Annotated in this window: 23 protein-coding genes and 1 pseudogene; 9 read left to right on the top strand and 15 right to left on the bottom strand. The window is 62.4% G+C overall.

Annotated features, from left to right (window positions below):
• Positions 1 to 94: 94 nt before the first annotated feature.
• Both MUM_RS0117405 and MUM_RS0117400 read right to left on the bottom strand, forming a co-directional pair.
• On the bottom strand, positions 95 to 1,624 hold the full coding sequence (locus tag MUM_RS0117405; RefSeq protein ID WP_010172038.1) for an MFS transporter: 1,530 nt from the start codon (positions 1,622 to 1,624) through the stop codon (positions 95 to 97).
• Positions 1,621 to 2,106: a GlcG/HbpS family heme-binding protein gene (locus tag MUM_RS0117400; protein WP_029615967.1), complete on the bottom strand. Its 486-nt coding sequence runs from the start codon at positions 2,104 to 2,106 to the stop codon at positions 1,621 to 1,623. The genes MUM_RS0117405 and MUM_RS0117400 overlap by 4 nt, the downstream gene beginning before the upstream one ends.
• 103 nt (positions 2,107 to 2,209) lie before the next feature.
• Here MUM_RS0117400 and MUM_RS0117395 point away from each other — a divergent pair, with 103 nt between their 5' ends.
• Complete coding sequence (locus MUM_RS0117395) at positions 2,210 to 3,100, top strand: LysR family transcriptional regulator (protein ID WP_010172034.1); 891 nt, start codon at positions 2,210 to 2,212, stop codon at positions 3,098 to 3,100.
• A 112-nt stretch (positions 3,101 to 3,212) separates the two neighbouring features.
• On the opposite strand, the gene dhaL is transcribed toward MUM_RS0117395, so the two are convergent.
• From dhaL to MUM_RS0117360, 7 genes are all read right to left on the bottom strand, one after another.
• Entirely contained in the window at positions 3,213 to 3,857 is a 645-nt protein-coding gene (gene dhaL / locus MUM_RS0117390; protein WP_010172032.1) for a dihydroxyacetone kinase subunit DhaL, read from the bottom strand.
• A gap of 3 nt (positions 3,858 to 3,860) precedes the next feature.
• A complete protein-coding gene (locus MUM_RS0117385) occupies positions 3,861 to 4,862 on the bottom strand; it encodes a dihydroxyacetone kinase subunit DhaK (RefSeq protein WP_010172030.1) in 1,002 nt (333 codons plus the stop codon).
• Positions 4,863 to 5,037: 175 nt separating this feature from the next.
• The gene (locus tag MUM_RS0117380; protein WP_010172027.1) at positions 5,038 to 6,153 is read right to left on the bottom strand and encodes an erythritol/L-threitol dehydrogenase; all 1,116 of its coding nucleotides are present in this window, start codon (positions 6,151 to 6,153) and stop codon (positions 5,038 to 5,040) included.
• Positions 6,154 to 6,181: 28 nt separating this feature from the next.
• Entirely contained in the window at positions 6,182 to 6,937 is a 756-nt protein-coding gene (locus tag MUM_RS0117375) for an SDR family oxidoreductase (protein WP_010172026.1), read from the bottom strand.
• A gap of 152 nt (positions 6,938 to 7,089) precedes the next feature.
• A complete protein-coding gene (locus MUM_RS0117370; protein ID WP_010172023.1) occupies positions 7,090 to 8,097 on the bottom strand; it encodes a substrate-binding domain-containing protein in 1,008 nt (335 codons plus the stop codon).
• A gap of 57 nt (positions 8,098 to 8,154) precedes the next feature.
• Entirely contained in the window at positions 8,155 to 9,144 is a 990-nt protein-coding gene (locus MUM_RS0117365) for an ABC transporter permease (RefSeq protein ID WP_010172022.1), read from the bottom strand.
• Positions 9,141 to 10,628, bottom strand: a complete 1,488-nt coding sequence (locus MUM_RS0117360) for a sugar ABC transporter ATP-binding protein (RefSeq protein WP_010172020.1) — start codon at positions 10,626 to 10,628, stop codon at positions 9,141 to 9,143. Before MUM_RS0117360 ends, MUM_RS0117365 begins: the two co-directional genes overlap by 4 nt.
• A gap of 284 nt (positions 10,629 to 10,912) precedes the next feature.
• Here MUM_RS0117360 and rpiB point away from each other — a divergent pair, with 284 nt between their 5' ends.
• Together rpiB and MUM_RS0117350 are read left to right on the top strand one after the other, a co-directional pair.
• Positions 10,913 to 11,374: a ribose 5-phosphate isomerase B gene (gene rpiB / locus MUM_RS0117355; protein WP_010172018.1), complete on the top strand. Its 462-nt coding sequence runs from the start codon at positions 10,913 to 10,915 to the stop codon at positions 11,372 to 11,374.
• 63 nt (positions 11,375 to 11,437) lie between these two features.
• Positions 11,438 to 12,418, top strand: a complete 981-nt coding sequence (locus MUM_RS0117350) for a sugar-binding transcriptional regulator (protein WP_003215718.1) — start codon at positions 11,438 to 11,440, stop codon at positions 12,416 to 12,418.
• A gap of 906 nt (positions 12,419 to 13,324) precedes the next feature.
• On the opposite strand, the gene MUM_RS0117345 is transcribed toward MUM_RS0117350, so the two are convergent.
• The gene (locus MUM_RS0117345) at positions 13,325 to 14,278 is read right to left on the bottom strand and encodes an aliphatic sulfonate ABC transporter substrate-binding protein (protein WP_010172014.1); all 954 of its coding nucleotides are present in this window, start codon (positions 14,276 to 14,278) and stop codon (positions 13,325 to 13,327) included.
• A 138-nt stretch (positions 14,279 to 14,416) separates the two neighbouring features.
• On the opposite strand from MUM_RS0117345, the gene MUM_RS0117340 reads away from it, so the two are divergent.
• Positions 14,417 to 15,022 (top strand): histidine phosphatase family protein, encoded by a 606-nt coding sequence (locus tag MUM_RS0117340; protein ID WP_010172012.1) that lies wholly within the window; start codon positions 14,417 to 14,419, stop codon positions 15,020 to 15,022.
• A gap of 33 nt (positions 15,023 to 15,055) precedes the next feature.
• On the opposite strand, the gene MUM_RS0117335 is transcribed toward MUM_RS0117340, so the two are convergent.
• Positions 15,056 to 15,553, bottom strand: a complete 498-nt coding sequence (locus MUM_RS0117335; RefSeq protein ID WP_010172010.1) for a GFA family protein — start codon at positions 15,551 to 15,553, stop codon at positions 15,056 to 15,058.
• 117 nt (positions 15,554 to 15,670) lie between these two features.
• Here MUM_RS0117335 and MUM_RS0117330 point away from each other — a divergent pair, with 117 nt between their 5' ends.
• The gene (locus MUM_RS0117330; RefSeq protein WP_010172008.1) at positions 15,671 to 16,564 is read left to right on the top strand and encodes a LysR family transcriptional regulator; all 894 of its coding nucleotides are present in this window, start codon (positions 15,671 to 15,673) and stop codon (positions 16,562 to 16,564) included.
• On the opposite strand, the pseudogene MUM_RS01000000132600 reads toward MUM_RS0117330, so the two are convergent.
• Positions 16,552 to 17,445: pseudogene (locus MUM_RS01000000132600) on the bottom strand (LysR family transcriptional regulator). The gene MUM_RS0117330 and the pseudogene MUM_RS01000000132600 sit on opposite strands and share 13 nt — an antisense overlap.
• Positions 17,446 to 17,544: 99 nt before the next feature.
• Between MUM_RS01000000132600 and MUM_RS0117320 the strand changes: the two are divergent.
• Both MUM_RS0117320 and MUM_RS0117315 read left to right on the top strand, forming a co-directional pair.
• Positions 17,545 to 18,540 (top strand): aldo/keto reductase, encoded by a 996-nt coding sequence (locus MUM_RS0117320; RefSeq protein ID WP_010172002.1) that lies wholly within the window; start codon positions 17,545 to 17,547, stop codon positions 18,538 to 18,540.
• Between the two features lie 71 nt (positions 18,541 to 18,611).
• A complete protein-coding gene (locus MUM_RS0117315) occupies positions 18,612 to 19,013 on the top strand; it encodes a (R)-mandelonitrile lyase (RefSeq protein WP_010172000.1) in 402 nt (133 codons plus the stop codon).
• Between the two features lie 6 nt (positions 19,014 to 19,019).
• Here the strand turns inward: MUM_RS0117315 and MUM_RS0117310 are convergent, their stop codons facing one another.
• Positions 19,020 to 19,883, bottom strand: coding sequence for a LysR family transcriptional regulator (locus MUM_RS0117310; RefSeq protein ID WP_010171998.1), 864 nt, complete (start codon positions 19,881 to 19,883; stop codon positions 19,020 to 19,022).
• A gap of 102 nt (positions 19,884 to 19,985) precedes the next feature.
• On the opposite strand from MUM_RS0117310, the gene MUM_RS0117305 reads away from it, so the two are divergent.
• Complete coding sequence (locus tag MUM_RS0117305; RefSeq protein WP_010171996.1) at positions 19,986 to 20,984, top strand: quinone oxidoreductase family protein; 999 nt, start codon at positions 19,986 to 19,988, stop codon at positions 20,982 to 20,984.
• Positions 20,985 to 21,257: 273 nt separating this feature from the next.
• On the opposite strand, the gene MUM_RS0117300 is transcribed toward MUM_RS0117305, so the two are convergent.
• Together MUM_RS0117300 and MUM_RS0117295 are read right to left on the bottom strand one after the other, a co-directional pair.
• Positions 21,258 to 21,722 (bottom strand): hypothetical protein, encoded by a 465-nt coding sequence (locus MUM_RS0117300; protein ID WP_010171994.1) that lies wholly within the window; start codon positions 21,720 to 21,722, stop codon positions 21,258 to 21,260.
• A gap of 136 nt (positions 21,723 to 21,858) precedes the next feature.
• On the bottom strand, positions 21,859 to 22,581 hold the full coding sequence (locus MUM_RS0117295; RefSeq protein WP_010171992.1) for a pirin family protein: 723 nt from the start codon (positions 22,579 to 22,581) through the stop codon (positions 21,859 to 21,861).
• Positions 22,582 to 22,762: 181 nt separating this feature from the next.
• Between MUM_RS0117295 and MUM_RS0117290 the strand changes: the two genes are divergently transcribed.
• Positions 22,763 to 23,713 (top strand): GlxA family transcriptional regulator, encoded by a 951-nt coding sequence (locus MUM_RS0117290; protein ID WP_010171991.1) that lies wholly within the window; start codon positions 22,763 to 22,765, stop codon positions 23,711 to 23,713.
• The last annotated feature ends 10 nt before the right edge of the window (positions 23,714 to 23,723 follow it).

Raw genomic sequence — 23,723 nt, 5'->3', positions numbered from 1 at the left:
CACCACAGATTGATGGGGCTGCTTCGCAGCCCAGCGCGGGGCAAGCCCGCTCACCACAACAAGCCCGCTCCCACATGGGTTTGTGGTGGTCAACTCACCGAGTTGGCAGTGAAGCCTGCGGCACCGCCGGTATGGGATGGCGCATCAACGATCCCACCACCAGCGCCCCCAGCAATCCCAACAGTCCCGCCACCCACAACACCACGCTGAACCCGCCGACAAAGGCCTGCCGCGCCAGTGGCTGCACCATCACCCGCGCCGATTCAGGCAGCAGCGCCATCGCCGCCGGCATATCGCCCGCCACCACCCGTGAAGCGATCCCCGACACCTGTTCCTGCCACTGTGCGCCCAGGCGGGTGTGCAGCAGCTGTTCACTGTGGCTGCTCAACAAGGCCCCGTACACCCCGATCGCCAACATGATCGCGCTGAAGCGCATGGTCGTACTCATGCCCGATGCCATCCCGGCGCGGTCTCGTGGCACGCAGGCCATGATGTTTTTCTGGGTGTCGCCATTGAGCAATCCGGCGCCGGCCCCCGTCACCGCTATGGCCAGGGCGAACGGCAGGTAGCCGCCAACATTCACGGCCCAGGCACTGAGCAGGTTGCCGCAACCCACCAGCGTGAGCCCTGTCGCCATCATCGTTGCCGGGGCAAAGCGCCCGGCCAGGCGTGCGCCAATCCTGGGGCAAACCAGCATGGTCAAGGCAAACGGCAGCATGCCCAGCCCAGACGCAATCGCGGAGAACCCCAGGCCGTTTTGCAGGTAGAACGGCAGCAGCGTCATCATCACCTGGGCGCAGCCGGCGTAGGCGAACATCCCCAGCAGCGCACCGATAAAGCGTGGGTGCTTGAACAGTTGCAGGTCTACCATCGGCCGCTGTTGCAGGCGTTCGGCGAGCACAAACAAGCCCAGCAAAGCGATGCCGCCCAGCAACCGGGCGTAGGTCAGCGGGTTGTCCCAGCCGATGCGGTTGGCTTCGATCAGGCCCCAGATCAGGCACAGCAGGCTCGCGCTGAACGCCAGGCTGCCCCAAGGGTCCAGCCGCGCCGATTGGCTATCCCGCGAATGCGGGATGGCATGCACCGACAGCGCCATCAACCCCAGGCCGATGGGCAAATTGAGATAGAAAATCCAGCGCCAGCCCAGGTACTGGGTAATCAAGCCGCCCAGGGTCGGCGCGGCGGTCATCGCCACACCCATGCACGCGCCCCAGAACGCCCAGGCCTTGGCACGCTCCGCTTCGTCGTGAAAGGTGTGGCCGATGGAGGCCAGCGCAGAAGTCAGCAGCAAGGCCGCACCGACGCCTTTGATGGCTCGGGCGATGTCCAGGAACAACGCATTCGGTGCTGCGCCGCAGCCGAGGGAGGCGAGGATGAAAATGCTCAGGCCCCAGATCAGGCTTTTCTTGCGCCCGAAGCGGTCGGCAATGCTCCCGGCCGGCAGCAACAGCGCGGCGAAGGCCAGCATATAAGCGCTGACCACCCACTCGATATCGGCAAAGTTCGCCCCCAGGTCCCGGGCGATGCTTGGCAGGGTGACGGCGACGATATTGGTGTCGAGCACAATCAGCGAGCAGACCCCGGAGGCAGTCAGCAGCGTGAGGCGCGGGCTGACGTTGCTCATGGTTGCACCGCGCTCACCGCCGCCAGGGCGATCTCGTCGTCGTGGGCCGGGGTGTCGGCGCTGATGCCGATGGCGCCCACGACCTGGCCTTCAAGAATGATGGGCTGGGCGCCTTTCATCATCAGCAGGCCGGCGGTGATGGCTGCCTGGCGCCCACCGTTGATGGCGTTTTCCAGGTCTGCGGAGGGCCGCTTGAAAAGTGCTGACGTACGCGCCTTGCCTTGGGCCAATTCGATACCCGCCACCACAGGGGCCCCGTCCATGCGCAGGGTCAGGATCGGCCAGCCACCGTCATCGACGATTGCCAGGGCGCAGGGCCAGCCTTTGTCGGCGGCCAATTTTCGAGCGTGTGCAGCGACCTGCTGGGCAGTTGCCAGACTAAGTATTGCCTTGTGGGCAATGCCCGGTGACGGGCCTGCCGCGAACGCCGCTGGCAGGGTGCAAAGACCGACAGCAGCCAGAATCAATGATTTGACTAACATGGAAAAGCCTCTCTACTGTAAGCGTACCGCGAGCTTATCCCCGGTCAGTCGCGCCGTTGTTAGGCGCCATACAGCACTTCATTACCTTTGAGCTAATCCTGTGATGGAAATACGGCATTTCCGCTACTTCCTGGCCGTTGCCCGGCAACGCAATTTCACCCGTGCCGCCGAGCAACTGGGCATTGCGCCGCCGACCCTGAGCCGACAGATTCAGGACATGGAGACCACCCTGGGCACCCGCCTGTTTATCCGCAGCCAGCGCGAAGTCAGCCTGACCGAGGCGGGCGCGGCGTTGCTGATCGAGGCCGAGGCCACGGTGCGCCAGTTCGAGTTTGCCCAGCGCAATGCCCAGCGTGCCGGGCGTGGCGAGATCGGCCATATTGAATTGGGGTATGTGGCGTCGGCGGTGTATTCGGGGCTGCTGCAGCGCCAGGTGCAGTCGTTCTGCGCGGATTGCCCGGACGTGAGCCTCAATGTGCGCGAGAGCCCCATGGCGGCGTTGCCGGGACTGGTGGCCGAGGGGCGCTACGACATTGGCTATATTCGCTCGCCGATGACCTTGCCTGATGGCGTCGATGCGGTGCGGTTGAGCAGTGAGGGGTTTGTGCTGGCGTTGCCTCAGGATTCGTGGCTGCTGGGGTTGAAGGCGATCAGCTGTGAGCACCTGCAAAACGAGACCTTCATCTTGCCCGAGCAGATCAGCGGCACGCTGCACGTGGCGGCCCAGGGAGGTTATGCGCCGCGTCTGGGGCCGCAGCCGGGTGGTTTGGTGGCGGTGATTGCGCTGGTGTCGCTGGGGCAGGGGGTGGCGGTGGTGCCGGAGTCAGTGGTGGGGCATGTGGGATTGCCGAACGTGGTGTATCGCAGGATTGAAGGCAGCGAGGCGTCGTCATGGTTGTCACTGATCCACCGGCGTTTTGAAAAGGCGCCGGCGGTGGCGCGGTACATAGAGCAGGTGAAGCAGAGTGCAGCTGTTTTTGGTGATAAACGTTAAACCGCGCCGCGGCCATCGCAGGCAAGCCAGCTCCCACAGTTGACAGCGTACGCCCAGGCACACTCGATCAACTGTGGGAGCTGGCTTGCCTGCGATGAGGCCTGGCCAGGCGCTACACCAACCGCGGTTGAATCGAATCCGCCAGCCTTGTCAGTATCAAACAGCACGACACCGCGCCCGCATCCAGCACGCCCAGCGAACGCTCACCCAGCCGACTCGCCCGGCCAATCTTCGCCACCAGATCCCTGGTGGAATCCCGTCCCTGTGACGCCGCACTTTTCATCGCCTCCAGCGCTTCACTGAACGACGCGCCCGACCCGTGGGCCTGTTCAAACGCCTCCACCGCCGGAATCAGCGTGTCCATCAAACACTTGTCTCCCACGCCGGCTTCGGTGATGTCCTGCAACGACGTCAGTCCGCCCCGCAGCAAGTGCGCAAAGGTCGCCGCGTCAATCTCTTCGCTGGCCCGTACCTCATCCGCCATGCCGATAAACAGGCTGCCATACAACGGCCCCATGGAGCCGCCGATGCCTTCCATCAGGCTCAGCGTCAACTCGTCCAGCGCCTCGGCCAGGGTCAACTGGCGGCCTTCGATCGTGCGCCCGCAATGGGCAAACCCCTTGGCCATGTTGATGCCGTGGTCGCCATCGCCAATGGCGCCGTCAACTTCGCTCAGGTACTCGCGGTTGGCAACGATCACGCTCACCAGGTCGGCGACGATGGCGCTGCCGTCGTGGGTGGAGAAATGCTGGCTCATGGTTTATTCCGCCTGGGTCATGCCGATGGAACGGCAGGGTTGGTCGATCAGGGTTTTCAGCTCGGCGTCCAGGCCCAGCAAGGTCAGGGTCACGCCCATCATTTCCAGGGAGGTGAAGTAGTTGCCCACGTAGCAGCGGTGAATCTTCAAGCCCTTGGCCTTGAGCTGACGTTCAACCTCGGCGTAGAAAATGTAAAGCTCCATCACCGGCGTGGCGCCCAGGCCCGAGACCAGCACCACCACGCTGTCGTCCTGGCTGAAGTCGCGGTCGGCGAGGATCGGCGCGAGCATGCGCGCCGCCATGGCTTCGGCGGACTCGATGGGGATCACTTCGATGCCCGGCTCGCCGTGGTGGCCGATGCCCAATTCCATTTGCCCGTCGGGGATCTGGAAGTTCGGCTTGCCCACCGCGGCGATGGTGCAGGGCGTAAGGCCAATGCCGATGGAGCGGCAGTTGTCGACCGCCTTCTGGGCGACACGAATCACCCCGTCCAGGTCGTAATGCTGCGCGGCAGCTGCACCGCCGACCTTCCACATGAAGATCTCGCCCGCCACTCCGCGACGCTTGGCGATGTCGGCGTTGGGGGCCGAGGCCACGTCGTCGTTGGCGACCACCGTGCGGATGCGCATGTCCTTGCTGGCAGCCATCTTCATCGCCAGCTTCACGTTCATGTTGTCGCCGGCGTAGTTGCCGTACAGGCACGCCACGCCGGCACCGTGGTCGGCAGCCCGGAAGGCGTCGAAGAAACTTTTGGCGGTGGGCGAGGAGAAAATCTCGCCGACGGCCACGGCGTCTACCAGGCCCGGGCCGACATAGCCGAGGAACGCCGGTTCATGCCCGGAGCCGCCGCCGGTCACGATGCCCACACGGCCTTGCGGTGACGGCCTGGCCTTGCCGATCACCCGGGGATTGGTTTCGTACTGGCGCAGCTCGGGGTGCGCGACCAGAATGCCCCGCAGCATGTCCTCGACCACCTGATCCGGATCGTTTATCACTCGATTCATAACGCGGTTTCCTGTGTTCTTGTTCTGGGTGTTGGGGCGGGGGGCTTTTGTGGGAGCTGGCTTGCCTGCGATGCAAGCGCCTCGGTCTTTCAGTGACACCGGGTCGATGCTATCGCAGGCAAGCCAGCTCCCACAAAGAGCCCGGCGCCCGCAGGGTTTTGTGTTATTGGGCCAATCAGGGTTCCAGGACGACTTTAAGCGACTTGTCTCCGCGTTCCATCACCGCAAACGCTTCCTTGAAGTCTGCCAGGGCGAATTTGTGGGTCACCACGTCGCGCATGTCGATCTTGCGGTTGCCGATAAAGTCGATGGCCCGTGGGTACATGTACGGGCCCAGGTGCGAGCCCAGCACGTCCAGTTCCTTGCGGTCGCCGATGATCGACCAGTCCACCGTGGCCTCGTCGTTGAACACGCTGAACTCAACAAAACGCCCCAGCTTGCGCAGCATCGCCAGGCCCTGGTTCACCGCCTTGTGGTGCCCGGTGGCTTCGATGTAAATGTCGCAACCATAGCCATCGGTGATCTCGCGAATCTTCGCCATCACGTCGACCTCAGCCGGGTTCCACACCTCATCCGCGCCCATGCGCAGGGCGAGGGCGGCGCGTTCGGGTTTCATGTCGAGCACGATGAGTTTTTTCGGGTTGCGCATGCGCACCGCGCCGATGATCCCCAGGCCCAGGGTGCCGGCACCGGCCACCACCACGATGTCGTCGAAATCCACATTCGCCCGTTCCGCTGCATGCAGCGAGCAGGCCAGGGGTTCGATCAGGATCGCCTCATCCGGGGCAATCGAGTCCGGCACTTTGTGGATGATGCCTTCCTTGGTGAAGATCATGTACTGGGCCATGGCGCCCTGGACGTTGTTCTGGAAGCCATACAGGTCGTGCTTCTGGCACATCCAGTACTGGCCGTGGTTGCAGAAACGGCAGCCCCAGCACGGTACGATCTGTTCGGAAATCACCCGGTCGCCAACCTTTACCCCGCGCTTTTCCGCGCCCGGGCCGAGGGCAACCACGCGGCACACGAATTCATGCCCGGGAATCATTGGCGGCTTGACGTAGCGCGGCTGCTCGGCATCGCCCCAGAATGACGGTGCGCCGCGATAGGTCTTGATGTCGCCCATGCAGATGCCACACAGCTCGACCTTGGTCAGGATCTCGTCGGGGCCGGGTGTGGGCACGTCGACGGTCTCCAGGCGGTAATCTTCGGGGCCATGGCAGACCACGGCCTGCATGGTTTTCGGAATGACGGGGGCCAGTTGCTCAGGCGTGCGTTCGATGACAGTGGACATGACGATAAACCTCACGACAAAAGGTGAATTACTGAATGCTGTAGCCGCCGTCGATCACCACGTTTTCCCCGGTGATCATCTGTGCGGCGTCGCTGAGCAGGTACAACGCGAGCCCGGCGATTTCTTCCGGCTGGGCAAAGCGGCCCGCCGGGATCTGCAATTTCGCCCGCTCCCCCAGCTCGCCCGCCCAGGCCTTTTTGCCCAGGGCGGTTTCGACGATGGTCGGGGAGATGGCGTTGACGTTGATGTGGGGCGCCCATTCCATGGCGAGCACCTTGGTCATGCCGACCACGGCGGCCTTGCTGGCGCAGTACGCGACGTGACGGTCGAGGCCGATCACCGCCGCTTGAGAGGCGAGGTTGACGATGCGCCCGCTGCCCTGGACAAGCATGTGCCTGGCGCAGGCCTGGGCCACGAAGAAACTGGCCTTGAGGTTGATGTCGAGGGTGGTGTCCCAGGCGTTTTCGCTGACGTCCAGGGCCTTGTCCAGCAGGGCGACGCCGGCGCTGTTGACCAGGTAATCCAGGCGCTTGAAGTGGTCGAATACGTAGTCGACGGTGCTCTGCACCTGGTCGAGCTGGCGCAGGTCCACGGCGATGCCGATGTTCCCGGCGCCGAGGCTGGCAGCGACTTCGACCACGGCCGGGTCGCGGTCCAGCAGGGCCACCCGCGCGCCGCGTTCCACCAACAGGCTGGCACAAGCCAGACCGATCCCGGCGGCCCCGCCGGTGATCACGGCGCAGCGGCCGGTGAGGTCGAAGGCTTGATTCCAGAATCCAGACATGAACATGACTCCTCTTACTGACAATCGAGATCTAAGGGTGGAGCCCGGTCAAATGTGGGAGCTGGCTTGCCTGCGATGCAGGCGACTCGGTGTATCAGCAGCACCGAGGTGATGCCATCGCAGGCAAGCCAGCTCCCACATTGATCGTGTTGCTATTTGCTGCCGCTGACCTGCTGATACAGCGCATCCGCATTCGCATTGGTCACCGGTACCCACGGCAGGATGTAGTTCTTGGCAGTCCCGTCACCCCATTTCACGTCCTTGCCATAGCGTTCCCAGATCACCGACTGCGGTTTGTAATCCTTGCCGGCCAGTGCCCGCAGCGCCACATCCAGCGCGCCCTGGGACTGGGCCTGGGCGTCTTGCAGGAAGGTGGTCACTTCATCTTTTTTCGCGGCCTGGATTGCATCCGGCATGCCGTCGATGGAGGTCACCGGCACGTCTTTGGAGGTGAGCCCGTGGGACTTCAGTGCCTGCACTGCGCCGAGGGCCATGTCGTCGTTCTGCGCGATCACGCCGTTGATGCCTTTGGGGTGGGCGTTCAGCCAGTCTTCCGTCAGGGCCAGGGCCTGGGCGCGGTCCCAGTTGGCGGTTTTCTTCTCGATGATCTTGATGTCCGGGTGTTTGCCCAGTACTTCCATCTCGCCTTTTTCGCGGTCGATCTGGGCTGACTGGCCAATCGGGCCCTGGATGATCACCACGTTGCCTTTACCGTTGAGCTTGTCGACCATGGCCTGGGCCTGGAGGCGGCCGCCTTCCACGTCGTCGTTGCCCACATACGGCACGTTGGCGTCGGCCACCTTGGTGTTGGAGGCGATCACCACCACATCGTTGCTCATGGCGGCCTTCACGGTGCCGACGCCGGCCTTGGTGTCGATCGGCACAAACAGGATCGCGTCGTAGTGCTGGGTCACCATGTTTTCAATCTGGTTGTTCTGGGTCAGGGCGTCGTAGTTGCCGTCGAATACGGTCAACTGCACGGTGCCATCCTTGACGGCCGGGTGTTCTTTCAGCTCGCGCACCCAGTTCTGCATGAACTGGCCCTTGAGCCCGTACACCGCGGCGCCGATCTTGTAGGTCTTGCCATCGGCAGCCAGGGCAATGCTGCTGGCGAGCAGGGAGAGTGCCGCGACGGCGGCCAGGGAAATACCAACTTTCATGATGAGAACTCCGCTTATTGTTGTAGGTCGTTCAGTTCGGTTTTCGAGGAAAAGCGACTAGCGTTTTTTCTTGCGCCACACATCAATCAGTACTGCGAACACGATGATCAGGCCCTTGGCGACCTGCTGGTAATAGGAGGACACGCCGAGCAGGTTCAGGCCGTTGTTGATCACGCCGATCAGCAGCGCGCCAAACAGCGTGCCGACAATCGTGCCGGTGCCGCCGGACAGGCTGGTGCCGCCGATCACCACCGCGGCAATCGCGTCCAGCTCATACGAAGTGCCGGCCTGGGGCAGGGCGGAAGTGGTGCGTGCCGAGAGCACCACGCCGGCCAATCCGGCGAGCAACCCCGAAACCACGTACACCGAAAACATCACCTTGCGCACGCCGATCCCGGAGGTGCGTGCACTCTTCTCGTTGCCGCCCACCGCGTACACATAACGGCCGTAAGTGGTGTAGCGCAGCACCATCCAGAAGATCAGCGCGACCACGGCGAAGATCACAATCGGCACGCCAATCGGGCCGATCTTGCCGATGCCCAGCGCGAGGTAGGCGTCGGGCAAATCGGTGATCGGGCTGCCGTCGTTGAGGATGAAGGTCATGCCCCGGGCAATGCTCAACATGCCGAGGGTCGCCACAAACGGCGGGATCGACAGGTTGGCGACCATAAAGCCGTTCACCACGCCGAGCATCGCCCCGGCGAACATCCCGGCGCTGACTGCCGCCAGCACGCCATAGCCCTGGGTCGCGACCATGGCGCTGCACAGGCCGGCAAACGCCAGGATCGAGCCCACCGACAAGTCGATGCCCTTGGTCAGGATCACGTAGGTCATGCCCACGGCGAGGATCCCGTTGATCGAGGTCTGGCGCAGGATGTCCATCCAGTTGCGCCAGGTCATGAAGTATTCGCTGGCGAAGGCCATCACCAGGCACAGCAGGATAAACACCAGCGGCAGGCCGAAGCGGTCGAGGGACAAGCGCAGGCGGCTGCGCGGTGCGGTGGTGATGGGGGCGGCTGCAGGTGTAGAGAGTGATTTGGCATTCATGAGGCAAGACTCAACAAGGCTTCCTGGGAAAGGGCGGTATCGCTGCTGATGGTGACCAGCCTTCCGCCTTTGAACACGGCAATACGGTCACTCAGGTGGAGCAATTCCGGGGCTTCGGACGACACCACAATCGCGGCGCCACCGGCGCGCACGAACTGGTCCAGCAGGTGATAGATCTCCTGCTTGGCGCCTTCGTCGATGCCCCGGGTCGGCTCATCGCACAGCAGGCAGATCGGCTGGGTCGACAGGCATTTGGCGAGCACCACCTTCTGCTGATTGCCGCCGCTCATGGACTCCACCGGCAGGTCCAGGGAGGTGGTCTTGATCTGCAGGCGCTTGACCATGTCCTGAGCCAACTGGTTTTCCTTGCGCGCATTGATCAGCGACCAGCTCGACAGCTGCTTGTACGCCGACAGCGCGATGTTCGAGAGGATGCTGCCGCTGAGCACCAGGCCGCTGTCCTTGCGGTCTTCGGTGACCAGCGACATGCCGGCCTGGATCGTCGCCTTGGGCAGGCCGATGGGCATCGGCTTGCCTTGCAGGGTTACGCTGCCGGAATCCGGGGTGGTGAGGCCGTAGATGCAATTGAGGAATTCACTGCGGCCCGAGCCCATCAGCCCATAGATGCCCAGAATCTCGCCCTGGCGCAGCTGCAGGCTGATGTCCTGGAACTCGCCGGCACGGCTCAGGCTGTCGACGTCCAGGCAGCATTCGGCGGCGCATTCGCGGCCGACTTTGTGATCGATGCGGGTCAGTTCCTGGCCGACGATGCCGCGCACCAGATGGGCGCGGTCGATATCGGCCATGCGCCCGGTTTCAACAAAGGCGCCGTCGCGAAAGATGCTGTAGTCGTCGGCGATTTGCGCCAGTTCACTGAGGCGGTGCGACACATAGACGATGCCGGCGCCGCGGGCGGTGAGGCGGCGAATCGCCTTGAACAGGGTTTCGGCCTCGCGCTCGCCGATGGCCGAGGTGGGCTCGTCCATGATCATTACCTGGCAGTCGTGGCTGAACGCCTTGGCGATCTCCACCAACTGGATCTGCGCCACGCTCAGGCGATGCATGGGGCTGGTGGCATCGACGTCGAATTCCAGGCTTTCCAGCAATTGGCGAGTGCGCCGGTTCAATTCCTTGCTGTCGACGATGCACCCGGCGCGGCGCGGTTCGCGGCCCAGCCAGATGTTTTCGGCGACGGTCATGTAGGGAATGGGTTCCAGCTCCTGGGTGATCATCGCGATCCCCGCCGCCAGTGCTTCGCTGGGGCGGTTGAACTGAACGGGTGAGCCGTTGAGCAGGATGGTCCCGGCGTCACGCTGGGTGATGCCCATCAGGATGCTCAGGAAAGTCGATTTGCCTGCGCCATTGCCGCCGCACAGAGCGTGGACGCTGCCGGCCCGCAGAGAGAGGCGCCCCTCACGCAGGGCAGGAATCCCGGCGTAAGCCTTGGCGACGTGTTCAGCCTGGAGCAGTAATGGCGTGGCCATCGGCGTGTCCTCGTGCTGTGAATTCTTATTAGGTCGCACAGTCATGTTTCGCTGTGAGCATATGTGTATCAAATGAAATTCTGATCAGTCAATCTCTTTCACCGAAAAGTTGTAAATGGGTGGATTTGCGCAAAGTGTGCCGGTTTAGAGGGCTTTGACTGTGAGGTCAGCTAAATCCTGCTTGACAGGGCGCTTGGAATATCCGAGAAATGACTGAGCGAAATTTCATTGAGTGATCATATGATCATTCTCCAGCACCCAAAACGGCAGCGGAGCCAAACGCCATGAACACACCTTTCCCGGTGGCTATCGGATGCGATGAAGCGGGTTATGAGCTCAAAGAACTGTTGAAGCGCCACATCGAGGCGCTGGGTTACCCGGTGACCGACTTCGGCACCCACTCCACGGCGCCGGTGCTGTACCCGGACATTGCCCTGGCGGTGGCCACGGCGATCAACGCCGGCCAGCAACGGCTGGGCGTGCTGGTGTGCGGCACCGGTATCGGCATGGCCATCTCGGCCAACAAAGTCCTGGGGATTCGTGCGGCCCAGGCCCACGACACCTACTCGGCGGAGCGAGCGCGCAAGAGCAACGATGCGCAGATCCTGTCCATTGGTGCACGGGTGATCGGCGCGGAGCTGGCCAAAAGCATCGTCAAGTCGTTCCTGGAGTCGGAGTTCGAAGCCGCGCGTTCCGGGGCCAAGGTCGACCGCATCAACGCGATCGAGCGTGACGGGCATCAGTAGTGGACGGAACGGGGCAAGAGTCGGGAGAATGCGCCTTTGACACCGAAACGGAAGCCCGTGCCCATGAGTGACAGTACCCAGCGCATCGCCAGCGACATCGACCTGATGACCGAAGTGGCGATGCTCTATTACCTTGAGAACGTCACTCAGGAAGCCATCGCCAAGCGCTTCGACCTGTCCCGGGCAAAAGTCAGCCGCCTGCTCAAACGCGCGCGGGATGAAGGGATTGTCGAGGTGCGCGTGCTGCAGCACCCGGCGATGAACAACGAGCTGGAACAGGCGTTGGTGGAGCGCTTCCAGCTGGACCGGGCCTTGATCGCGGTCGACCACAGCGACCCCGACACCCAGCGCTCGGCGGTTGCAAGCCTGGTGGCCAACTACCTGAATAAAACCCTCAGCGACGGGATGATCGTCGCGGTCGGCATGGGGCGTAATGTGGGCGCGGTGGCGGATAACGTGTTTTTGCCGGTGACCCGCAACTGCACGTTTGTGTGCGCTATCGGTGGTTCGCTCAAGGCCGGCGAATACATGAACCCTGATCACATCTGCCGGCGCCTGGCCCTGCGGTTTGGTGGCGAGAGTGAAAGCCTGTATGCCCCGGCGCTGGTGGCTAATCCCGAGCTGCGCGGGGTGTTGATCAGCAATGACACCGTGCGTTCCACCCTTGACCGTGCCCGTCGTGCCGACATGGCGTTGATCGGTATTGGCGACATGAGTGAAAACAGCAACATGGTGCGCATGGGGTGGTTTTCGCCCCAGGAGATCGCCCAGGCGCGGTTGTCCGGCACGGTGGGGGACATGATGGGGTATGACTTTATCGACATTCACGGGCAGCCCGCGGTCAACGCCATCCAGGGACGGGTGATCGGGTTGACGGTGCAGGAGCTGTTCCGGATTCCGGATGTGGTGGCGATTGCGAGTGAAAACACCAAGGCAGCGGCGACGCTGGGGGCGTTGCGGTCGGGGGTGATCAATACCCTGGCGACCACGGTGACCAATGCTCATACCATTTTGGCGTTGGATGATGCGACGCGTAAAAGCTGACACGCATGTTAGATCAGCTTTTTGTGTTGGGCTGGGGGCATATCCATTATTTAGGTAATGGCTTCTATGGGTTCCGCTCTTACAGCGGGTCACTTTTGAAAGGAGCCCAAAAGTAACCAAAAGGCTCTTGCCCCACCACTCGGCACCTCGCTAAGGCTCGGTGTGCCCTCACTCCGGCTTTGGACCGTGGGCCGCCGCGATGGGCCATCCTTGGCCCAGCGCGGCTAACCCGGCGTCCTGCCGGGTTACCCACGCTCCAAAGCCTGCGTTCGGCCAGCGTGGTTTAACGGGGCGCCTAAGATCAAGATCAAAAGCAGATCAAGAGCACAGCGGCCTACAGGCCGGCTTGAGTGGTGTGAAGCAAAGGCAAAATCAAAATCTACAGCGGGCACGGTCCAACTGTAGGAGCTGGCTTGCCTGCGATGGCGTCAACTGGGTGTACCTGAAAAACCGAGGTGTCTGCATCGCAGGCAAGCCAGCTCCCACAGAAAAGCAGAGCTGCAGCAGTTTCAGATTTCGTTTTCGTTTTCGCTTTGGCTTTGGCTTTGGCTTTTGATCTGGCTTCTACCACTCAAGCCGGCCTGTAGGCCGCTGTGCTCTTGCTTTTGATCTTGATCTGGCTCTGACTGCCCCAATAAGCCCGAGGCCGAACGCAGGGATTGAGGAGCGGGTAAACCGGCAGGACGCCGGTTTAGCCGCGACGGGCCAGGGACGGGCCGTCGCGGCGGCCCGCGGAGCAATGCCGGAGTGAGGGAACACCGAGCCTAGGCGAGGTGCCGACAGGCGGGGCAGAGCCTTTTGCTTACTTTGGGGCTTTTCCAAAGTGAGTCGCTGTAAGAGCGAAACCCTAAGCCGCCGTTACGCAAATAACGGATATGCACCCCGCCCCGGATGCCGGGCAAACCGTCAGGGCTTCCACACCTGCACATCCTGCGCATCTACCGCCTTGGGCAACAACCCCGCCTTGAAGAACGCATCGGCAATCTTCTGCTGCTCCCCCAACTGATCCAGCGTCACCGGCTGCACTTCATAACTGCGATGAGCATTGGCCGCCTCGACAGTCTCCGCATCCAGGTTGCCCCACAACGGCCCCAGCACTTTCGCGGCATCACGCGGATGGCTCTTCACCCACTCACCCGCCTGGTGCAACTGCTCGTAAACCACTTTCAACACTTCTGGATGCGCCTTGGCATAAGGCGTACCCGTCAGGTAATAACGCTTATAACTGGCCAGCCCAGTGCCATCCGCCAGGGTACGGGTAGGCAGTTGGCGCTGCACGCTGGTGAGGAAGGGTTCCCAGGTAACCCAGGCATCAACCTTGTTGTTTTCAAACGCAGCGCGACCGTCGGCGGGCGTCAGGTACGCCGGCTCGATATCGGAGAAGGCCAGCCCTGCCTTGTTCAGGGCAGCGATCAACAAGTAGTGAGTGCCAGCAGCCTTGGTCACGGCGATTTTCTTACCCTTCAAATCCGCCAGTTGCTGGATCGGCGAGTCCTTGCGCACCACGATGGCCTGCGCCTGGGGCGAGGGCGCCTCCTGGGCGAAGTAGGTGAGTTTGGCCTGGGCAGCCTGGGCGAAGATCGGCACCGTGTCGGCCACGTCGGCGCTGATGTCGACGTTGCCGACGTTCAAGGCTTCCAGCAGCGGCAGGCCACTGGGGAACTCATGCCAGGTGACGTCGATGCCGTCGGCCTTGAGGGCTTTTTCCAGGGTGCCCTGGGTTTTCAGCAGAGTGATCAGGGTCGAGGATTTCTGGTAACCGATGCGTACGGTTTCCTGGGCTTGAGTGCTCAAGGTGGTGCAGAGGCCCAGTGTGGCCAGGCCGGCGATGAAAAGGCGGTGGAGCGAAAACTGGGGCATGGCGTGCTCGACTCTTAATGGATTAAGGTCAGCTTATGGTTCTAAAAATCTTTCGATAAATAATCTTTCGATCTTAGCTTAGGACTTTATCGGGGAGGCCGTTCGCGGCCTTTCAACGTCAGGATGAAGGAGGGCGGTATGCAGTTGTATGTTGTTCGCCACGGCGAAACGCAGGCCAATGCCGAAGGGCGTTACCAAGGCTCGCTGGACGTTGATCTCAACGAGCGGGGCGTGCTTCAGGCACGGGAGTTGCGGGTAAAGTTACCGGTGCAGATCGACACCGTCGTCGTCTCGCCGCTGCGCAGGGCTCAGCAAACGGCGGCGATTGTTTTTGTGGATGACGGGCTGGCATTGTCCACGCTGGATGCGTTTCGTGAACGCGGTGTGGGCGTGTTTGAAGGGCTGACCCAGGTGGAAGCGGCGCAGCGGTATCCCGAGCTGTGGGCGCAAAATATTACCCGGCAGTGGGACTTGGCGCCCACCGATGGGGAGTCTGTCTCGCAGTTTGTCGAGCGTATTCGGGGTGGGTTGAATGAGCTGCTGGTGAACCATGGGCAACAGGTGGTGGTACTGGTTGCCCATGGGGTGGTGGCCAAGGCGATCCGCGCATTGGTTCGCGATGACTTTTCGGACTTCTTCGATTGGCAACTGCGCAATGGAGAAGTGCTGACTCTTAAGATCGACTCGACTTCTGTGGTGAGGGGGCTTGTCCCCCGCTGGGCTGCGCAGCGGCCTCAAAACTAACAGCAGAGTTCTATCTGACAGAGCACGGGGACCTTATTGGGGCTGCTTCGCAGCCCAACGGGGGACAAGCCCCCTCGCCACATACATTTGTGTTTTGTGTTCACTCAACACCTGCGCAAACGCCTGGGGCGTCGGGCTTTGCGGCCACGTCGGAACGCCCTCCGCCAGCGTCACCCACGGCTGCTTGTACCGCACCCAGATATGCGCCACCGGCTGCACGGCCGGGCTCTCATCCAGTGTCCCGACCCGCAGCACAACCAGCCCCGGCGCAGCCGTCGTGGTGTTGTAGATTCGCGTATGGCACACCCCGCACAGGTGATGCTCCGAACGCTGCCCCTCTACGTCATAACCATATTCCGTCAACACTCCGTCGACCTTCAACGCGTCCGCCGGCAACAGCGCATGCAAGGCAAACGCGCTGCCGCTCCAGGTCTGGCAGTGACGGCAATGGCAGGCATACACCGCCAGCGGTGCGTCGGTATTGAGGGTGTAGGTCACGTTGGCGCAGCGGCATTGGCCGGTGAGTGTCATCAAAAACGATCCTGTGCAAAGTGAGGGCGAAAGCCCCATCGGTTATGCTCGCCAGGATGCCGCAGCCCCCGAACAAAGAACATCCGCCAAAACTGCCCAGCGGCTCACAGGAAATGTATGAACGCCCCTCAACTCCAATGGGAAACCCAGCGCGCCTTCCTCGCCGTGCTGCGCACCGGCAGCCTGTCGGGCGCGGCCCGTTTGCTGGGGATCGCCCAGGCCACCGCGCGGCGACGGATCGAGGCGCTGGAGCAAAGCGTCGGGGTCAGCCTGTTTATCCGCTCACCTTCTGGGCTGTTGCCCACCGACACCGCCAAGGACCTGATCAGCCACGTGGAAGCAATGGCCGTTGCCGCCAACGCCTTCAACCGCGCAGCCTCCGCCGATGCGGCGTTGGCCAGTGGCACGGTGCGGCTTACCAGCGGCAAGCTGCTGGGGGTTGAGGTGCTGCCGCCGATGCTGCGCAGCCTGCGCCGTGATCATCCGCAATTGGCCATTGAGTTGAGCGTGTCCAACCGCCTGCAAGCCCTGGCCCGGCAGGAGGCTGACGTCGCCGTGCGCATCCGCCGCCCTACGGAAGCGACGGTGGTCGCGCGCAAGGTCGGCGACCTGCAAGTGGGGTTGTACGCCGCACCGGAGTTGCTGGCGGAGCAGGGCACGCCGGACACCGTCGCGCAATTGCACGGCTACCCGCTGATCGGCCCGGACCGCAATTTGCTGGAGATCGAGCTCCTGCGTGAGCGCGGTTTTGACTGTTCGGCGGCCAATACATTTATCCGCACCGACGATCACCTCGCCCAGTTGGCGGCGCTGCGTGCCGGGCTGGGAATTGGCGTGTGCTCAAGCCAAGTGGCGCAGCGTCACGGGCTGGTGCGCGTACTGCCCGGGCAGGTGGATTTCAGCGTCGACGTGTGGATTGCCATGCATCAGGACATGCGCCGGGTGCAGCGCATCGCCTTGGTATTTGAGGCCCTGGGCGGCGCGCTGGCGGACTTCCTTCAACCGCGATAACGCAGCGCTTCCACCAGCAGCGCAAAGGCGGGTGAGGCCTGGCGACGGCTGGGGTAATACAGGTGGAAGCCGGCAAACGGCGCGCACCAGTCATCCAGCACCTGCACCAGGCGCCCGTCTGCCAGGTAGGGCGCCACCAGGTCGGTGGGGATGTAGCTCAAGCCGAAGCCGTCGAGCGCCGCCTTGAGCAAGGGGTACACGCCATTGAACGTCACCTGGCCAGACACCCGCACATTCAGGCTTTCCTCGCTTTTTTTGAACTCCCACACGTACAGGCCGCCATTGGTGGGCAGGCGCAAATTGTTGCAGGCGTGATCGGTCAGGTCGCGGGGTGTGCGGGGTATAGCGCGCTGGGCAAAGTAGGCCGGTGAACCCACCACCAGCATGCGCATATCGGGACTGATGCGCGTGGCAATCATGCCTTGAGCCACGTCTTCCCCGAGGCGTACGCCGGCGTCGAAGCCGTGGGCGGCGATGTCGACAAAGCCGTAGTCGCAACACACTTCCACGGCGATATCCGGGTACTGCGCCAGGAACGGTTTCAGCACCGGCCACAGGATGAATTCCAGCGCGTGGTCCATGGCATTGATGCGGATGGTGCCGGACGGCCTGTCCCGCAAGTGGCTCAACCCCTCAAGGCCGACCTAGATTTCATCGAAGTGCGGCCCGATCGTATCGATCAAGTGCTGCCCGGCTTCGGTGGGCGACACGCTGCGGGTGGTGCGGGTCAGCAGACGCAGCCCCAGCCGCGCCTCCAGGCCACGCAGGGTATGGCTCAGCGCCGACTGGGAAACCCCGAGCTTGGCCGCCGCCTTGGTAAAGCTGCGCTCGCGGGCTACCGCCAGAAACGCGAGCAGGTCATTGGCGTTTTCCCTGAGCATTGGTGAGTCATCCTCATAAGTATTTTCAGATTCTAGCGGATAATTATCACAATTCGTAACTGTTAGATTGGAATCAGCCCCCTTACCCGGAGAACGATCATGCTCAAACGCACACTCGGCATCAGCCCACTCGAAGTCTCCGCCCTTGGCCTTGGCTGCATGGGCATGAGCTTTGGCTACGGCCCCGCGGCCGACAAACAGCAGATGATTGCCTTGTTGCGCAACGCGGTTGAACAAGGCGTGACCTTCTTCGATACCGCCGAAGTCTATGGCCCGTTCATCAATGAAGAACTGCTGGGTGAAGCGCTGTCGCCGCTGCGTGAGCAGGTGGTGATCGCCACCAAGTTCGGCTTTGCCCTGGACCCGTCCGGCAACGGCAAATGGTCGGGTCTCAACAGCCGGCCGGAGCATATTCGCCAGGTGGCCGAAGCCTCGCTCAAGCGCCTGAAGACCGATGTGATCGACCTGTTTTATCAGCATCGGGTGGACCCGAATGTGCCGATCGAAGAGGTGGCCGGCGCGGTGAAGGATTTGATTCAGGAGGGTAAGGTCAAGCATTTCGGTTTGTCTGAAGCCGGCGCCTCGACCATCCGCCGCGCCCATGCCGTGCAACCGGTGACCGCGTTGCAAAGCGAGTACTCACTGTGGTGGCGCAAGCCCGAGGCCGAGGTGTTGCCACTGCTGGAGGAACTGGGCATCGGCCTGGTGCCCTACAGCCCGTTGGGCAAAGGCTTTCTGACGGGCAAGTTCGACAGTCACAGCACCTTTGACAGCTCGGACTTTCGCAGCACGCTACCAAGGTTTACACCCGAAGCCTTACAGGCCAACCAGGCCCTGGTGGAGTTGCTGCACCAGGTCGCCCGGCGCAAACATGCCACGCCATCGCAGATCGCACTGGCCTGGTTGCTGGCCCAGAAGCCGTGGATCGTACCGATTCCGGGCACCACCAAAACCTCGCGCCTGACGGAAAACCTGGGGGCGGTCGAGGTGCAGCTCAGCGCTGCAGAGCTCAGTGAGCTGGACGTCGCCGCTGCAAGCATCGCGGTGCACGGCGACCGCTATCCCGAAGCCCTGGAACGGATGACCGGCCTATGAACACCCGTCTCGCCGCTACCGCACTTTCATTGTCCTTGCTGGCACTCGAATCATCGGCACAGGAGACTCCCATGCTGACCATCACACCCAACGGTTCCCAACCTTCGGCCAAAGGGCCGGCGGACTATTTCACCGGCACGGTGCGCGTCGACTCGCCCTTCAAGGGCACCGATGCCGCGCGTGTCACTGGCGCCGTTGTCACCTTTGAACCGGGGGCGCGTACGGCTTGGCACACTCACCCGCTGGGGCAGACGTTGATCGTGACCGCAGGCCTGGGCCAGGTTCAGGAATGGGGCCACCCAGTGCGGGCAATTCGCCCCGGCGACACCGTGTGGATTGCCCCCGGCGTCAAGCATTGGCACGGCGCCACGGCCAACACCGCCATGACCCATATTGCGATCAACGAGATGCTCGACGGCAAGGTGGTGGACTGGATGGAACAGGTCAGCGACGAGCAGTACGCGGCGCAGTAAACGGCTTCAGCGCCGCAACTGCGGCGCGCTTTCAATGCAACTCACCAAAAACTCCATCACCACCTTCACCGAAGGCGAGCGGCGCATGTCGGGGTACACCGTCAGCCAGATATCGCGAACCGGGCCTTCGGTATTCGTTGCCAGCCGCACCAATGCCGCGTCGTGATCACCCACCAACGTGGGTAACACCACCGCGCCCACCTGGGACCGGGCGGCCATTTGCTGGGTGATCAGGTCGCTGGCGGCAAAGGCAATCGCGCGGCTGCCGCGTACCTGGTGCATCCATGCCTGTTGGGGCAGATGGTCACGGGTCGCGTCATAGGCAATGAACGACCACTGTTCGGCGGGTAACCGTTTGAACTCGGGTGTGGCATAGAGCCCGAAGCGCACCGCGCCGACCTTCCTGCGCACCAGTGCCTCTTCATCGGGCCGCACCGTGCGCAGGGCAATGTCGGCTTCACCTTTGTCCAGAGCGGCAAGCGTGGTCGAGGACATCAGCACGATATTCAGTTTGGGATACTGCGCCCGGAAGCGCGCGACGTGGGGCGCGATGCAGTGGATGGCGATCGACGGCGGGCAACTGACCCGCACGGTGCCGGCCACTTCGATCGAGGCCACGCGGGACAGGCGCATCACGTCGGTGGCCATCTCGCCCATGCCTGCCGCCAACCTGGCTAACGCCAGGCCTTCCTCCGTGAGTGGCCGGCTGCGGGGCAGGCGATCCACCAGTTTGACGCCGAGGGCCTTTTCCAGGGCATCGACGCGCCGGCCCACGGTGGCGTGTTCCACCTGCAGCTCGCGGGCGGCCGCCGACAGCGACTGGGTGCGCGCCAGTACGGTGAAGAAATACAGATCCTGCCAGTCGAACATCGGGTTATTTCCGCACGGAGGGTGGGAGGTGTTGGGGAATTCTCGTACAGAGTGGTGCCTTTTACCATGGCGCATTCCCACCGCTAACGGAGTTGTCCCGCGATGAAAGCCCTCACCCTTGAAACCTACGGCGGCCCGGAGGTCGTTCAACTGCGCCTTGGTGTGCCCAAACCCCAAGTGATGCCCGGCCACGTGCTGATCAAGGTGGCCTGCGCCGGGATCAACTTCATGGATGTGCATACCCGTCAGGGCAAGTACGCCCAGTCGGTGACGTACCCGGTGCGAGTGCCTTGCACCCTGGGCATGGAAGGCGCGGGTGTGGTGGTGGAAGCGGGCGAGGGCGTTAGCCATCTGGCGCCAGGTGATCGGGTGGCGTGGTGCATTGCCTGGGGTGCGTTTGCTGAATACGCCAGCGTGCCCGCCGCGCGGGTCGCGCAGATTCCGAATGCGATCGGCTTCGATCAGGCGGCTGCGGCGATGTTCCAGGGCTGTACAGCTCACTACCTGATTGAAGATGTCGCACGGTTGCAGGCAGGCAACAGCTGCCTGATCCATGCCGCGTCCGGCAGCATCGGCCAGTTACTGGTGCAAATGGCCCGTCGACTCGGCGCCACGGTATTCACCACCGGCAGCAGCACTGAAAAATGTGCGATTGCCCTTCAGCGGGGTGCTGATCACGCCTGGCCATACGACGGGTTTGCCGAGCGAGTCTTGCAGGCAACGCAGGGGCAGGGTGTGGACGTGGTGTTCGATTCGGTGGGCAAGGCCACCTTGCGTGAAAGCTTCAAGGCCTGTCGTACGCGGGGGCTGATCGTCAATTACGGCAACGTCTCCGGTTCGATCACTGATCTGGACCCGATGGAGTTGGGGGAAGCCGGCTCGCTGTTCCTGACCCGTCCTCGGCTCAACGACCACATGGCCGATGGGCCGACGGTGCAGAGGCGTGCCAATGCGGTGTTCGCGGCGATGCTTGAGGGTTCGCTGACGGTGGATATCGAAGGGCATTACACGCTGGAAGAGGTGCAGCAGGTGCACGCGCGGATTGAAGCCAGGCAGCAGATTGGCAAGGCGGTGGTGTGGCTGGATCGTGAGCTGTGTTAACAGCGAGTGGCGACATACGCTGGCGAGAGCGCTTGTGTGGCGAGGCTTGTGTGGCGAGGGAGCTTGCTCCCGTTGGGCTGCGAAGCGGCCCCAAAACCTGCCAACGGGTCTCCCCTGAAGAAACGCGGTGTATTCATTGGGGCTGCTGCGCAGCCCAGCGGGAGCAAGCTCCCTCGCCACAGGGTTTTGTGGCGCTGTTGGCGGTGAGTAAACAGCAGGCGAAAAAAAGCCGGCTGATCAGGCCGGCTGGGGGTGAACCGCGAGCAACCAGGGTTATGCGCGGTTTTCCATCAGGCGGTCTGCACCACCTTCAGCTACACGGTTGCCTTGAAGACGCTCAGCACCACCTTCAGCTACACGGTTGCCTTGAAGACGCTCAGCACCACCTTCAGCTACACGGTTGCCTTGAAGACGCTCAGCACCACCTTCAGCTACACGGTTGCCTTGAAGACGCTCAGCACCACCTTCAGCTACGCGGTTGCCTTGAAGACGCTCAGCGCCACCTTCGGCTACACGGTTTTCTTGAAGACGGTCAGCGCCACCTTCAGCTACACGACGTTCCAGCAACCGATCAGAACCGCCTTCCGCCACACGACGTTCCAGCAAACGGTCAGAACCACCCTCAGCCACGCGGCTGTCCATCAGGCGATCCGCGCCGCCTTCAGCGAGGGCAGGTTGAGTAAAGGCGTTTACAGCAAGTACCGAGAAAGCGAGGCTAAGCAAGAGTTGGCGTTTCATGAGGGTGTGCTCCGGGATGTCATTGGTTGGTATGGATGTGATGGTACGCGGTGGATTTTTTTAGAGAACTTCATTGCGCTGATGGTGACTATCGACGTCAGCGATGGCCCGTTTTTCCGGGCCATCGTGCCGACCTTTACGGCATTTCAGGCAGTTCACGAGGGCGCAGGTCGAACACCAGCACCTCGGCATTTTCGCCATGGCTCAGGTGAATCTCCCGCTCATCGCGCACTCGGGCACCGTCGCCTTCGTGCAAGCGCTGGCCGTTGACTTCAATGCTGCCCCGCGCCACATGGATGTAGGCGTAGCGCTCCGGGGCGAGGGCCAGGCTTGCGGTTTCAAAGCCGTTGAACAGCCCGGCATACACCCGCGCATCCTGGCGCACGCCAAGGGAGCCGTCGGTGCCTTCCGGCGAGATGATCAGCTGCAACCGGCCACGCTTTTGCGCTTCGGTGAAGTGCTCCTGCTGATAGCGCGGCTCGGCGCCGGCCACGTCCGGCACGATCCAGATTTGCAGGAAGTGCACGCCCTGGGTGTGGCTGTGGTTGAACTCGCTGTGGGCCACGCCGCTGCCGGCGCTCATCAGTTGCACATCGCCTGGGCGAATCACCGAACCGGTGCCCAGGGTGTCCTTGTGTTCCAGGGCGCCTTCGAGCACATAGGAGAAAATCTCCATGTCGCGGTGCGGGTGTTGGCCGAAGCCCTTGCCGGCGGCAACCCGGTCATCGTTGATCACCAGCAGGTCGGAAAAACCCTGTTCCCTGGGATTCCAGTAGTTGGCGAACGAGAAGGTGTGGAACGACTTCAACCAACCGTGATTGGCGGCGCCGCGTTCCGAGGCTTTGCGAAGGGTCAGCATGGGGTGTTCTCCTCAAGGGAAGCTGGCTGCGAGATGCAGGGCTTCGGTGTGAGGAGAAGGTTACTGGTTAGTAATAGGTTGATTAAGAAGCTGAAATCGGAATGACTGTCCTGTATGAGTTGACAGTTGATGGCATGCCATAATGCAAGGATTCCTCTCCCCGAACGGACAGTTGCTAATAATGAAAACCGTGGCCATGGCGCTGTTTCCCGACTTTCTGCTGCTCGACATGGCCGGGCCGCTGGAAGTGTTCTCCATTGCCAATCGCTACCTTGCTCCGTCAGCTCACTATCAGATCCTGACGATCGGTACCGAGCAGGGGTCCCTGCAAGCCTCCAATGGCGTGGTGGTGCATCCCGATCTGCACCTGGACCAGGCCCTTGAGGCGTATGACTTGCTGTTGGTCCCCGGCGGCCCCGGCGCCTACAACGAATGCCATCCCGCCTTGTTGCCCTGGCTCAAGGCGGCTGCGCCTCGTGCCCGGCGATTCGGCTCGATCTGCACCGGTGCCTTCGTGCTGGGATACGCCGGCTTGCTGGACGGCCAACGCGTGACCACTCACTGGCATTACACCGAGCGGCTGATCAAGGCCTTTCCCAAGGCCACGGTGGAGACCGACCGCATCTACCTGCAGGACGGCCGGCTCATCACCTCTGGCGGCGTGACGGCGGGCATCGACCTGGCGCTGTCCGTTGTAGCCCAGGACCACGGCAAGCAGGTGGCTGTCGACGTGGCCAAGGTGTTGCTGGTGGTCATGAAGCGTCAGGGTGGCCAAGCCCAGTTCAGCCCGATGACCGCAGCGGTGGCCCCCCAGGAAACCGCGATTACCCGGGTGCAGACCCATGTGCTGGAGCGGCTGGACCAGACCTTTACCATCGAGTCCATGGCGCAACTCGCAGGCATGAGCGCGCGGCACTTTGCGCGGGTGTTTGCCAAGGAAGTGCAGATGACCCCGATGGCTTTCCTGCAGGGCGCGCGCATTGATCGCGCGCGGCACTTGCTGGAGACCAGCGACCTGCCACTCAAGACCGTAGCCTTTCATGCGGGCTTTGGCAGCGTGCGGCATATGCGTTTTCTGTTCAGTGAAAAACTCGGCTTGAACCCGACCCAATACCGCCAGCAATTCAGCTGATGGCCGTCTG

It is taken from the genome of Pseudomonas sp. PAMC 25886 (assembly GCF_000242655.1).
Taxonomy (GTDB): domain Bacteria; phylum Pseudomonadota; class Gammaproteobacteria; order Pseudomonadales; family Pseudomonadaceae; genus Aquipseudomonas.
This window is presented reverse-complemented; position numbering and strand designations above follow the sequence as displayed.